Source organism: Paenibacillus sp. JT22N7 (genome assembly GCF_059383875.1).
Map to the genome: position 1 here is coordinate 111,153 of NZ_JBXENY010000002.1, position 12,786 is coordinate 123,938.

A 12,786-nucleotide genomic window follows, 5' to 3' on the forward strand; every position below is an offset into this window, starting at 1 on the left:
TTGTATACTCGATATGAAAGAATCCAGGGGGAAATGGTATGAAGAAGATTACGGCTCTATCGCTTGCAATTATGCTGACATTAACAGCCCTTTTAACCGCATGCTCGTCGGGCCAGCCCAATAAAGAGGGGGCGACCGCAGCTGGCACTTCAAATGATGAGGTGACATTGAAATTGTGGTATCCGGGAACGGATCAAATTGTAACGGATGCTGTTAACGCAACGATTCAAGGGTTTGAAGCGAAAAACCCGGGAATAAAGGTAGAGGCTACCTTTATTCCATGGGCTGATTATTTTCAAAAGCTGACCGTTGCTTATTCAGGGGGACTGCAGCCAGACGTGCAGGGCTTAGGATTCGGGCAGCTGATTTCTACGGTAAGCCAAGGCAAATACTTGAATTTAACGCCATATATGGAAGCGGATAAATGGGAGGGGCAAGCAGATTTCTTCCCTGATATTTTGAAAGCTGGCCAATATGAAGGAGGTCAATACGGGCTGCTGCTGCCAGAAATACGTCCCCTCGCTTGGCGCAAGGACTTCTTTAAGGAGGCAGGCTTAGATCCGGACAGTCCGCCGAAGACGTTTGATGAAATATTTGAATATGCCGAAAAGCTCAAGGTCGTCGAAGGCGGCAAAACGGTTCGCGGCGGTATCGACATCCAGACCAGCAATGGGGAGCAATCTTATTTATCCCTGCTTCTGTTGCTTGGGGAAGATTTTTATGATGCGGAAGGGAATCCGACGTTTGACTCCCCGGTATCCGTTCAGCTTGTGCAGAAGCAGGTTGATTTGTACAATTCGGGAGCCATTATTCCGTCCAATCAGCAGCAAGTCTCGGGAACGCCGTTTCAAAACAGTCAGGCAGCGATGGCATTTACTTCAACGCAAGGCGCGGCGTCGCTGCAAAAGTCGGTAGGCCAAGGCAAACTTGGCTGGGCGCTGCCGCCAGCAGGGCCGGATGGGGAAAGAACCGCGCTCATGTTAGGGACGTTTCTGTCCGCTGCCGGTCAGACGAAGCATCCGCAGGAAGCATGGGCATTTATAAAGTATTGGTTTGAAAAGGACAATGTGCTGGAGTTTACCTCCAAGACGGGATCGATTCCGCCGCTTCAATCGCTTAAAGGTGAATATGTGAAGCTAGGGGAAGGAAATGAGATTGCCTTCGAGGCGCTTAAAGATGCAAGGGGCTACGGCGCCTCAGGCAACTGGTCGATTAACGTAAAGTATTTGCGTATTGCGCTCGAAGAAGCTTTTAACGGGATAAGACCTGCCGAGGAAGCCTTGAAAGAGAATGCCAAAAAGGCTAGAGAGGAGATTGCAAACGCCAAATAAATTTGCAATCGAGGACAGGGACGGATTACAAGCCGTCCCATCGATCTCAGGAGGGTGTTATGCAAAGAGGCTGGAACCGTTTCATACCTTATTTTTTAATATTACCGAATGTCCTGTTGTTTACATTGTTTATTTTGGTGCCGCTGCTCTGGATATTTTATTTAAGCTTAAACGACTATACGATGCTGAACGCCCCGAAATGGGTAGGTCTGAAAAATTATTCGCTTTTGTTGAAAGACAGCATTTTTCATCAGGCCGTTAAAAATACAGCCTTGTATTGGATGGGCACTGTCGTCCCTAGCATGCTGCTGGGCCTAGTGCTCGCTAATTTGCTTTCAACGCGGCTGAAGGCTTTATCTGCGTTCCGTGCGCTCATCTATTTGCCGGGCGTCATTTCGTCGGTAGCGGTTGCGATGACATGGCTATGGATGCTCGACCCGCTGCAGGGACCTGTTAACAGTCTACTTGGGCTTATCGGAATCGATGGGCGGAACTGGTTGCAAGATCCCGCAACCTCGCTGCCGACCGTCATCGTCATTGGTATTTGGACCGGAATAGGCTACGCCATGATTATTTTTTTGGCAGGCATTCAAAGTATTTCTGAAAGTCTTTATGAGGCTGCCAGCTTGGATGGAGCTTCTGTACTGAAAAAATTCTGGTACATTACGGTACCGCTGCTGAAGCCGATGACATTATTTCTTTTCGTTACGTCAACGATTCGATCATTTCAGGTGTTCGATTTGGTATTTGTATTAACGGGCGGTGGCCCTGCGAATTCAAGCACGACGATCGTTACGCAAATCGTGGGTGCCAGCTTCCAAGAGTATCGGATGGGGTATGCCTCGGCAATGGCCGTATTCCTTCTTGCATTAACGCTGTTTATCACCTTGATTCAGTATGCCATAGGCAGCCGGAATCAGGCAGGCGAGTAGAGGTGAACAATGAGATTATCTAAAGCAGAACAAGGATTGGCTTACACGGCCTTGCTTTTATTTTCGCTCGTAACGATATTGCCATTATTGCTGGCCTTCTTTACTTCCATGAAGGGAGATGAAGAATTTTCACTTCAAGCGATGCGGCTGCTGCCTTTAGAGTGGCATCCCGGCAATTATGTGAGGGCGCTTGAAATGGGGGACTGGCTAACCTATTTAAAAAATTCCGTGTGGGTAACGTCGATTGCGCTGGCGGGGAGCCTTTTGTTTAACTCCATTGCTGGATTTGCTTTTGCGCGTATAGCATTTAGAGGCAATTTGCCGATTTTTCTAACGCTGCTGGCTGGAATGATGGTGCCTGCGCAGGTTATTATTATTCCGCAATTTCTAATTATGAAGTCGATTCCTTTATTTGGGGGAAATGATTGGCTTGGAGCGGGCGGTAGCGGATGGCTGGACAGCTATTATGCTTTAATCGTTCCGGAGCTTGCAGGAGCGTTTGGCGTATTTATGGCGCGTCAATTTTATTTGCAATTTCCTAAGGCGCTCGATGAGGCTGCTTATATCGACGGTGCCGGGTATCTTCGCTTATTCCTTCGCATTTATGTGCCGCTGAGCGGTCCATTGTTTGCGACGCTTGGCATTTTTAAATTCGTAGGCGTTTGGAATGATTTTTTCCATCCGCTCATTTATACGAATAGTGCTTCTATGCGCACGCTCCAGTTGGGTCTGCAAACCTTTCGCGGCGAGCACCAGGTTCAATACAATTTATTGATGGCAGCATCGCTTCTTATATCTGTGCCCATTATTGCGATGTTTTTCATATTCCAAAAGCAATTTATTCGCAGTATGGTCGCGTCAAGCGTGAAAGGATGATTACTAGTGAAAGCTATTATGATTATGTTCGATACGCTGAATCGTCATATGCTCTCCGCCTATGGAGGGCCTGATTGGATTAAAACGCCTAATTTCAAACGGCTTGCCGAGCGGACCGCTGTGTTCGACAACAGCTATGTGGGAAGTATGCCTTGCATGCCCGCCCGGAGAGAGCTGCATACCGGCAGATACAACTTCTTGCACCGAAGCTGGGGACCATTGGAGCCATTCGATGATTCTGCCATCGAGAGGCTTGGAGAAGCTGGCATATACACGCATCTGATTACCGATCATCAGCATTATTGGGAGGATGGCGGGGGGACGTATCATACCCGTTTTAACTCCTTCGAATTGATTCGCGGACAGGAAGGCGATCCTTGGAAGGCCGAAGTGAACAGCGCTGATATTAATCTTGGCAAGGACTTTCCTCCTCAGGTAAAAAGAATGCTGGTGCAGGATCGCACGAACAGGAAGTTCATTAAGGAGCAGGAGCAATTTCCGCAGGCGCAAACGTTTGCGAGCGGGCTTGATTTTATCGAACGGAATCATGGGGAGAGCCATTGGTTTTTGCAAATGGAAACATTCGATCCGCATGAGCCATTTTATAGTCCCGAGCAATTCAAGCAATTGTATGCCCATGAGTACGAAGGCGGTCTGGGCGATTGGCCGATGTACGGACCGGTGACCGAAACCCCAGAGGACGTCCAGCATATGAGGTATGAATATGCCGCATTGTTAACGATGTGCGACCACTACTTGGGGAAAGTGCTTGATATGATGGACAAGCATAACTTATGGGAAAGCACGCTGCTGATCGTCAATACCGATCATGGTTTCCTTCTGGGCGAGCATGACCAATGGGCAAAATGTGTGCAGCCATTTTATAATGAGGTTGCTCACACACCGCTTTTTATTTGGGACCCTCGAACAGGCGTGCAGGGGGAGCGCAGGCAAAGCCTTGTACAATCCATTGATATACCGGCCACGCTTTTAGAATTTTTCCAAGTACAGCTGCCTCCTGACATGCAGGGCGTTCCGCTGCGCCAGACGGTTGAGTCAGATAAGCCAGTCCGCAAAGCGGCATTATTTGGCATTCATGGCGGACATGTGAATGTCACCGATGGACAGTATGTGTATATGAGGGCGTCCATATCTGAGGAGAACCAACCTCTGTATAACTATACGTTAATGCCAACGCATATGCGCAGCCGGTTTCATCCCTCTGAATTGCAAAAGCTGGAGCTTGCCGAGCCCTTTTCTTTCACGAAAAATGTTAAGACGCTTCGCATTCCAGCGGAGATGAGAGGCAACCTCCATGCATTCGGAACGCTATTGTATGATGTAACGGCAGACCCTGAGCAGGCCCATCCGTTAAAGGATCCAGAGGTAGAGTCAAAAATGGTCGAGCTGATGACGAAGCTGATGCGGGATAATGACGCTCCTCCAGAGCAATTTGAACGTATGGGGCTGAACAGCCCGCCGGTTGACCGATGAGAGCGAGTGGCTGCTTCTTTATGGTAAAATAGCTGTATTTCCTGCCTATTTATAAAGGATTGAATGGAGGACAGCTCATGGTACAGAAAAGAGAGGCGGCGGTCGTAGCATTACCGCTCTTTCATGTCGTCGGTTATAAAGTGGAAGCGAGCGTTCAAGAGTTTGAGTCGGGACTTGGGAAGAAGACCTATCTTTCTTTAATCGAAAGAAAAGCAGAAATTCAGCACAGGAAAAATGACCATATTCTTTTAATCCAAATTTATCCGATGGCTGCTGATTTTAATCCCCAGACAGATCGGTTCACAAATATCGTTTGCTGCGAAGTAAGCGAGCTGGGCAATGTGCCCTTGCAGATGGCAAGCCATACGGTTGCTGAAAGCAAGTATGCCGCCTACACGCATATTGGGCCCGAATCGGAGCTTAGCCTGTCGTATAACTATCTTTATGGCGAGTGGATGGAAGAAACGGGACATGTGCCGCAGCATTATGATTTCGAAGTTTGGGATGAACGATATAAACCTGAAAGCACAGAAAATGAGATTGATATATTTGTCGCGCTGAAGGGACAGCCAAGGTATAAAGAACGAATGTTATAACGAATGAAGAACATAACAAAAAGCGAAAGCCCTCCCGCAGCGGAGGGCTTTTTTGGCAAGGCAGCCAGAGTGCTGCTACACCAGCTTGCGGACGGTGAAATTATGCTGCAGGACGTACCAGTTTTGGGGAAAGGGCACGCCGAGCACCCAGTAGCTGACTCCTCTGAGCTTATAATCCTTCACAATATTGAATTTGGCTTGTACGCTGCGGGCGTCCTCATACCAGACCGTATGCTGCGCGCCTTGTTCATCATAATAAGTATAATGAGGCGACTCGGCTATCGGATCATATTGAATCGTCGCGCCATATTTAGCGGCCCGGGCGACGGCTTGGGGCGGATTCACCGTAGGCGCCCATTTGCCGCCTTTCACGTAGGGCAGCGTCCAGTCATAGCCATAGAGCGGCATGCCCATGACGATTTTGGAGGCAGGGATGACGGATAGCGCATAATTCAGCACCTTAACAACTTCGTTGAGTGGAGCGACAGCGAGCGGAGGTCCGCCAGACCAGCCCCATTCATACGTCATCAAAATAACGAAATCGACAATCCGTCCATGGGCCTCATAATCATGCCCCTCGTATAACGTGCCTTTCTGTTCCGCGCTTTGCTTCGGGGCAAGACAAGTAGATACGAGCAGATGATAGGGATGCAGCGTATCCACCAGCTTTTGCAAAAAGGCATTATAAGCTTCGCGATCCGCAGGCCTCACATATTCAAAATCCACATTTAGCGCCATGTAGCGCTTATGCTGCATCACGGACAAGACGCTTGCAATGACCGCATTTTGAATCGCAGCATCCGTCAGCACAGCATGGGCAATATCACTGCTGAAGGTGCCGTTCTCGAAGTTGGTCAGCACCATCATCGGTGCTGCTTTCTCTTGGAAGGCCGCTTCAATAATAGCGCTGTCGTCGAGTGGCACGAGTGTACCGTCCAACTGGACACGATAACTGAAGGGGCTTAGGTAAGTAAGATTGGCACCAATTTCATGTACGAGCGCTACGCCGTTTGCTCCAAATTTTTCCGTATAGCCGTTCACTTCAATGATAGGCTTCTCCTGCTGCGGAATGACGAGTATTTGTCCTGTCTTAATGAGGGCGGGGTTTTTGAGCTCGTTGGCGCGCATGAGTTGTTCGATTGTAACGCCATATTTCAGGCCAATCGACCATAGGCTTTCTCCCGGAAGCACCTTATGATTGCCAGCCTCTGAAGGTATAATGATTGCCTGGCCTATGACGAGCGGAACATCAGCGGATATGCCATTTGCTGAAGCGATAGCATCCGTGCTGACGCCGAAGCGCTGTCCGAGCTGCCACAGCGTATCGCCTTTTTTAATGGTATGGATAAACATATCGTGTCCAACCTCCCCCAAGCATAAGTTCTTTATCTACTTATATTCGAGGGTTCTATGAAAAAAGACTTCGGCTTCGCTTTTTCGACTTGTGTGGTGAAGGTGGGCTACTACCACTATTCACTCGTAAATAAAAAGGCCCCCAAAATAAAAATGGGGGCCAAAAGCGGCATTGTAGCTTTTCTGATTTGTTTTGTTTTAAAAGTATGTATGGTGAAGGGGGCGTAGTGGAATGAAAGGCTTGAACTGGAGAAGCGTCAGCGTTCGCTTTTACCCTTGAATTTCCCCATAGAGGGGTGGTTATAGAAATTCAAGGGTAATGGCGATCGGAAGTCAAGCTTTTCATGCAGCGCAGCCATCTTTCACCAAGGTTTTACGACGATAACCGAATCGAAAAGCGGAAATCGATTGGGGCCACCAGATTAACAATAACGCTTTGACACCCAGCCGGGTGGCTATCGTCGCGAACGGAAGGCATCCAGTGCTCGAAGGCGCCGGACGTCAGCTCAATCGCTGAGCCATCGGCGGTTTCATAGCGGCAGGAGCCCTGCTTCAAGAAGTAGTTGCTGCTGCCCGCAATGGCTTCGAGACCTTCGCCGCTAAGCTTGCCGTCTTTGGCAAAAATAAACGTCAGCTGCGTCATCACATCTTCCTGCACCTTATCGGAATACAGATGAATGTCCCAGCCATCTGCTGTTTGCGTTAGCTCGGATTCAATAAACTGCTCCTGCAAATGGGTCGTTTCCCGTTCTCCATGGGGAAGCAGGTACCAAGGAGCGGCCGCTGTAACGCCGTCTGCTTTCAGCGGCGGAAGCAAGCCCTTTGGAATTGGCCCGTTGTAGCCTTTATACATGCGTTTGCCGAGCTTGTAATGCCCGTCCTCCGCTTGAAACTGGTCGAAGCTGACAACGCCTGGTGTAAAGGCGGTCGATACTTTAACGGCGAGCAGGTTCGCCGAGCCATGACGGAGCGAGAAGAAAGATGGCGCATTCGTCATGACCGTTGCGCTTGTCTCTCCATTGCGGACACGGACTAGCGGCGCGCCGAAGGCGGTATGCGCAGAGCTGTGTGTAATGTGGAGCTGATGCCCTAGCTTTTTCATCTGCTGCAAATCTTCATGAATCGGGTGCTGCCCGTTGATCACTTTTACATACTGGTCTGGAAGTGAAGCCCGCTCAATATGGCTGATGTCCATTTGCTCAGGATAGAGCAGGTAGCCAATGAGCGGATGGTCTGTCACCGAGAAAAACTGCTTATAGAAAGGACCTGCATAATCGGATAATGCGGCAAATAGCGGATCGCGGTCATACGCAGCCATCAAGCGGTAGGTGAGAAAATAGCCGGACATATCCGAAGGCTGTCCATAATCCTGCCTGCCGGAATAGTCGGTTACGACTTCACCGGATGGGTGGACCAAATATTGCATCATTCGCAAATTGCTGCGTACGCTCTCCAGCAGCTCGGGGCGATCAAGCGATATCGCCGCATGGTACAGTGCAATATCGCTGACGGCATTGTAGATGCCATTGCTGCGCTCAGTCCATTCGCCATCAGCCGTAATATCAATGCCTTCCGCAAGCCAAGCATCCGCACGAGCGACGAGCGCCGGATCAGGGAACGACTTGTTCAGCAGACCTAGCGCCGCTGTCAAAATCCAGCGGTGGTTTGGCGTATGGCAGCCGCCTTTAAGCATGGCTGGCGTTGCCCGCTTCAGGAACAGCGCAAGCAGGGAAGCGGCCTTTTCAAAAGCAGGATGGTCCACACTTTGCTGCACCAGTAGCTCATAAAGCTGTGCAAAGCCAATAACGACAAAACCGGTGTCCGGCGGCGAATGGTAGTTGGTTGATCCTAGCGTAATCGTTCCGTCGCTATGCTGGCGGTTCAGCATATATTGCAGGGCAAGCTCAAGGTTGGCAAGCAGCTGGTTGTCGCGGTAGAACGCCGATTCCGGACTGCACAAGGCAGCTGTCCACTTTGCGATAACAGCGCCTGTTCCGACATGGCTTGGATGGGGCAGGCCTGTAAAAGAGTCGATGATGCCTCCGACATTGCGGCTTGCGGAGTCCTTAATTTGAAGGTTAAGAGATGGAGTGACAAGCTGATCATTCAATTGCACCAAGCGCTGATAGATGGAGTCCATGTTGTTGCTCCTTTTTAGGTTTGTGGTTGTTTTGAATGCTTGCGGTATTGAGCGGGAGTGCAGCCGTATTTCTTGCGAAAGACACGGTGCAGATAGCTTGCGCTGGTGAAGCCATGCTGCTGGGCCAGCACCTCGACCGGTCTCGCTGCTTTCAAGCAGCTGCGTGCACACATGGGTCAATCTGACCTGTTCTACGTAGCTGCTGAACGTTTGGTCGGAATGCGTTTTGAAAATGCGCTGCAGCTGGCGCGCGCTAATCTGGACGCGCTCTGCCACAAGCTCCAGCGTGAAGGGCTCCTGGAATTGTCTTTAATAAACTGCTCCGCCGGCCTCCACAAGGCCAAGCGCTCCGCTCGCATAACGCAGCGTGACGGCTGCGTTGTCCTCGACTTCTTTGCCGGTCACATAACCGAAGCTTGCGCTCACGCTGCTTGGCATGCCCAGAAACAGCCGCACCAAGTACATTGGATGGCAGCCGAGATCAGTTAGTGCGCCGCCGCCGCTTTGAGCCTGCTTGAAGAATGCCTCCGGCAAATAGCCGAGCGGTTCAAGCTCGGTGGGCAAAGCGCCGCTATGGGACAGGCGAGCGCGCACAAGCGTTAACTCGCCAAGCAAGCCATCGCGAGCCAGCTGCTGTGCGGCTTGCGTGAACGGCGTATTCAGCCGGGGCAGCGATACGGTCATCGCAACGTCAGCTTGCCGCACACTCTCCAAAATGTCGTCGCACTCCGCATGCGTCAAGGCGATGACCTTTTCGGTAAAAATATGCTTGCCCGCCGCTGCTGATGCTTTTATGATTTCCGGATGGTCGACCGTTGGCGCAGTCACAATAACAGCGTCGATGGAGGCATCCGCCAGCAGCTCGTCAAGCTGCTCATAGAAACGGATTCCCCGGGCTTCAGCTTCCGCACGGCCGCGCTCCGGCTGCTCGTCCCAGATAGCGGCGAGCTCGGTGCCTGGATGCTGCTGTGCCTGCAAGGCGTAGTCCTTCGCATGCACATGCCAGAAGCTTAATACAGCTGTGCGAATCGGTTTTTGCATGAAGAGAAGCCTCGCTTTCAGTCGAAGTATACCGCTTTACCTGACGCAGCGGATTCATAAATGGCCTCTAGTATCTCCGAAACAACGCAAGCCTGCTCTGGCGTGACGACCGGCTCCGTATCATTCAGCAGCGCATCAAACCACAGCCTCATCTCCACATCCTGCATCGATTCCTTCTTGCCTTCGTAGAAATCGACGCCCTTCGGATCGAGCTTGATTTGATTCTCGTACAGTTTACCATATTTCTCGCCGTTTAGGCGCAGTCCATCTGTCATATCTGCGCCGCCTTCTGTACCGCTAAGCGTCGTGCGGGCTTCCTTCGTATCCAGCGTATTCAGCGCCCAGCTGGCTTCGAGCATAATGGTCGCGCCGTTCGGCGGCTCTGGCGGTGAGCATTTCAACCAACTGGCGCATCTGCCGAGCGGCCAGCGGCTGACATCGCTCAGCATCCGCAGCGGCTCGCGTCTGGATGGCATCCAGCTGGGGTTTGGAAGCGGCATGGTGCTGAGTGCTGGCGGAACGTCAGCCGCACAGAGCAGCATTCAGCTCGCTTCTGATGAGTATGTGAAAAGTGTAGTGCTGAACCAAGGCAGCCGCAACGGCGGCATGCACATCTTCTATGCCAAGTTTACGACTAACAAAGGGCAAGTGCTGTCTGGCGGCACAACGACGTCCGATGCGGTAACCTTTACGGCGCCGGAGGGCTGGTATATTGCAGGTTTTTATGGCAAGGCGGATAGTGAGATGGATCGGCTGGGTGTCATTTATAAGAAGCTGTAGATGTATTTCTTGAATATGCTTAATGCTTCCTAACAAAACAGGGCATTCTCTCACTAGTCAAAGACTAATGCGAGAATGCCCTGCATTTTTAGCGGAAATTAGTTTAGAACGTGTATGGAAAGGTAGCTTCATGCTATTTATTTCTCGTTTTAGGGGCTCATGCCCCGTGCAAAGATGGATTTGGCGGACACAGCAGCAGCTATTTTAATCAGATCACGGGTTATGGCACGGGCTGCGGACTCAGAAGCCGCTAATACGCTGCCAAAAGCCATTTTGACGGGATAATGAGGGCAATAACGGATTTCCTGTCCGCGTGCGGCCAGAAATCAGAGCAAATGCCAGAATAGCGGAATCTCAGTCCTTCAAAAAGAAGGGAGCGTCCCGAGTTGCGTAGCCTCAGCAGTATTCGCATGCTGCGGGTACCCAACATTGAATAGTCAGATGAGACTGGCCCCTACTGAGCGCAAAGCAAGCAACAGTCCGACTCAGGTCTGCATACATACCCTAATATACAGAAATATTAACGAGGCTTCCTTTAATAAATAGCGTCTGCAACGATTCATTATTGAGGGTTCCAAGCGTTAAAAGTTGAGATGGAGTCGAAGCAGATTGAAGAGGAGCGATTTCACCCGATTTCGTCAAAAACCATGAACCTTGATTTTCTGTAATATAATATTTAACATTTTCAAACGTAAAGGATACTTCATGCCCCGTATTCAAATCCTCTACTAATTGGTTATAAGAATAATCGGAGTCGGTTTCAACTATATACCAAGGGCCTCTCTGCGGTTTGCTGTTATAATGCCAGTCGTGCCTGTGTGGAACATTTGGGTTAATTTGCGTGTTGCCATGGTTGGTATAGTCAATATCCAGCTCAGCCCTGCCATCGGAGCCGTAATACCTTCTTTGTTCTAGTTGGCCTTGTTTAATATTATCCTTCGAACTATATGGTATTCCGGTAACTGGCAAGCTCCGCGCATTTTCTACAATAGAATGATAAGGTGCTGGACTGCCATTACGCTTCGCATTGTCATAAGAGAGAAAAGTATAATTGCTGGCATTTGCTTTTGTTAAGGCAGCGAAGTTGCCCGTTACACTCGGAAAGCCAATAACGATTTGTCCAGTTATTACGCCGCCCGCACGTCCAATAGTTGGTGTTTTATATTGTTTAACTGTATAATCGGCATTCAGTACACCTTGTGGAGCAGGCATAACGATGGAATTCAGGAATACGGTGCTTGAAGGGAATACGACTTCTACGTAACGACTTTTGGTGCGTCCATCTACAAAGATAGGTTTCGTCGTATAGGTGCCCTTCTCAATTTTAAATCGGGTAACAAATTCATTATAGGCATCGCGGGCATTGGCGAAAGGTTTATTATTTAAATCTAATAACCCACTGTAGCTAGGATTTACTCCTGATCTGAATTCAATGGTTGCTTTTCCAGATATATCAACATAAATCGCACGTATTTGAACGTTAGCCATGTATCCTATATTTCCCTCGCCAACAGCATTACTTTGAGCGATAACAGAGCTCGGACGTATAATCGCCCCTGGCCCCATAATATCCGCTATGACTTTGTTGTCATAATAAGTAGCTCCGCCTCCAAAATGGTCATACCATTTGTCCTGCAAGTAAGCGAGTGTCTGAGGCGTCCAGGATACGACATAAGAATTAGGTGTATTCCAGCCATCTCGCATACCATATGTACTTTCTGTGATGGAAGTTTTAATAGAAGCAGGGGCATCATCCCACATCGATTTTGCAAAAATCTGAATATCCTCTTGCAGCTCAGGCTTAACTCCGATTGCCCCATCTACTGAAGCGACATAAACCGCGCCGCTCCAATAGGCTAATGCTGCGGCTTCAATGCCACCTTCTGCAACGGGAAGCGAGCTTGCCTCTGTCTTTTTCACAGGAATTGCGATAGTAGCTACTAGTGAAACTAGCAATAAAGCTGCTAAGATTTTTCTTGAAACATTGAACATCCAAATAAACCTCCATTTTTTTGTGATTCCTAAGTATTAGGTCTATTTTACTGATTTAAAGTAAAATTATTATTAATATACTACAAAAGTTGGGTTTTTGCGATATTTGGAATGATATATTTGGAATTTTTCGTTTTAGATGATCTTTTTTACTTTATATAGGGGAAAGGAGAAGGGGATGTTGTTTTCTGTTTAAAAGAAGCCATCGGTTAAATGCGTGCAGCTACATGGGCTGCACGCATTTAACCGAT

The 12,786-nt window shown here is 49.3% G+C and carries 11 protein-coding genes and 1 pseudogene; 7 read left to right on the plus strand and 5 right to left on the minus strand.

Annotated elements, in window-relative coordinates; all coding sequences use genetic code 11:
- Positions 1-38: 38 nt before the first annotated feature.
- From AC50Y5_RS05190 to AC50Y5_RS05210, 5 genes are all read left to right on the plus strand, one after another.
- Entirely contained in the window at positions 39-1,331 is a 1,293-nt protein-coding gene (locus tag AC50Y5_RS05190; RefSeq protein ID WP_494858935.1) for an ABC transporter substrate-binding protein, read from the plus strand.
- A gap of 59 nt (positions 1,332-1,390) precedes the next feature.
- Positions 1,391-2,263 (plus strand): carbohydrate ABC transporter permease, encoded by an 873-nt coding sequence (locus tag AC50Y5_RS05195; protein WP_494858937.1) that lies wholly within the window; start codon positions 1,391-1,393, stop codon positions 2,261-2,263.
- A gap of 9 nt (positions 2,264-2,272) precedes the next feature.
- Entirely contained in the window at positions 2,273-3,139 is an 867-nt protein-coding gene (locus AC50Y5_RS05200; protein WP_494858939.1) for a carbohydrate ABC transporter permease, read from the plus strand.
- 6 nt (positions 3,140-3,145) lie between these two features.
- On the plus strand, positions 3,146-4,633 hold the full coding sequence (locus AC50Y5_RS05205; protein ID WP_494858941.1) for a sulfatase: 1,488 nt from the start codon (positions 3,146-3,148) through the stop codon (positions 4,631-4,633).
- A gap of 77 nt (positions 4,634-4,710) precedes the next feature.
- The gene (locus tag AC50Y5_RS05210) at positions 4,711-5,229 is read left to right on the plus strand and encodes a GyrI-like domain-containing protein (RefSeq protein WP_494858943.1); all 519 of its coding nucleotides are present in this window, start codon (positions 4,711-4,713) and stop codon (positions 5,227-5,229) included.
- Between the two features lie 75 nt (positions 5,230-5,304).
- Here AC50Y5_RS05210 and AC50Y5_RS05215 read toward each other — a convergent pair whose 3' ends face one another.
- The 4 genes and pseudogenes from AC50Y5_RS05215 to AC50Y5_RS05230 form a co-directional block, all read right to left on the minus strand.
- Positions 5,305-6,582, minus strand: coding sequence for a glycoside hydrolase family 18 protein (locus AC50Y5_RS05215; RefSeq protein ID WP_494858945.1), 1,278 nt, complete (start codon positions 6,580-6,582; stop codon positions 5,305-5,307).
- A gap of 373 nt (positions 6,583-6,955) precedes the next feature.
- Positions 6,956-8,998, minus strand: a complete 2,043-nt coding sequence (locus AC50Y5_RS05220) for a helix-turn-helix domain-containing protein (RefSeq protein WP_494858947.1) — start codon at positions 8,996-8,998, stop codon at positions 6,956-6,958.
- A gap of 33 nt (positions 8,999-9,031) precedes the next feature.
- Positions 9,032-9,763: a Gfo/Idh/MocA family protein gene (locus tag AC50Y5_RS05225; RefSeq protein ID WP_494858949.1), complete on the minus strand. Its 732-nt coding sequence runs from the start codon at positions 9,761-9,763 to the stop codon at positions 9,032-9,034.
- A 17-nt stretch (positions 9,764-9,780) separates the two neighbouring features.
- Positions 9,781-10,137, minus strand: a pseudogene (locus AC50Y5_RS05230) (gfo/Idh/MocA family oxidoreductase); the annotation flags it as partial.
- Between AC50Y5_RS05230 and AC50Y5_RS05235 the strand changes: the two are divergent.
- Both AC50Y5_RS05235 and AC50Y5_RS05240 read left to right on the plus strand, forming a co-directional pair.
- Positions 10,124-10,543 carry a jacalin-like lectin gene (locus AC50Y5_RS05235; protein ID WP_056030647.1) on the plus strand — a complete coding sequence of 140 codons (420 nt, stop codon included), beginning with the start codon at positions 10,124-10,126 and terminating at the stop codon, positions 10,541-10,543. The pseudogene AC50Y5_RS05230 and the gene AC50Y5_RS05235 sit on opposite strands and share 14 nt — an antisense overlap.
- A gap of 159 nt (positions 10,544-10,702) precedes the next feature.
- A complete protein-coding gene (locus tag AC50Y5_RS05240) occupies positions 10,703-10,828 on the plus strand; it encodes a hypothetical protein (protein WP_494858952.1) in 126 nt (41 codons plus the stop codon).
- 219 nt (positions 10,829-11,047) lie between these two features.
- On the opposite strand, the gene AC50Y5_RS05245 is transcribed toward AC50Y5_RS05240, so the two are convergent.
- Complete coding sequence (locus AC50Y5_RS05245; RefSeq protein ID WP_056030644.1) at positions 11,048-12,535, minus strand: hypothetical protein; 1,488 nt, start codon at positions 12,533-12,535, stop codon at positions 11,048-11,050.
- Positions 12,536-12,786 lie beyond the last annotated feature (251 nt).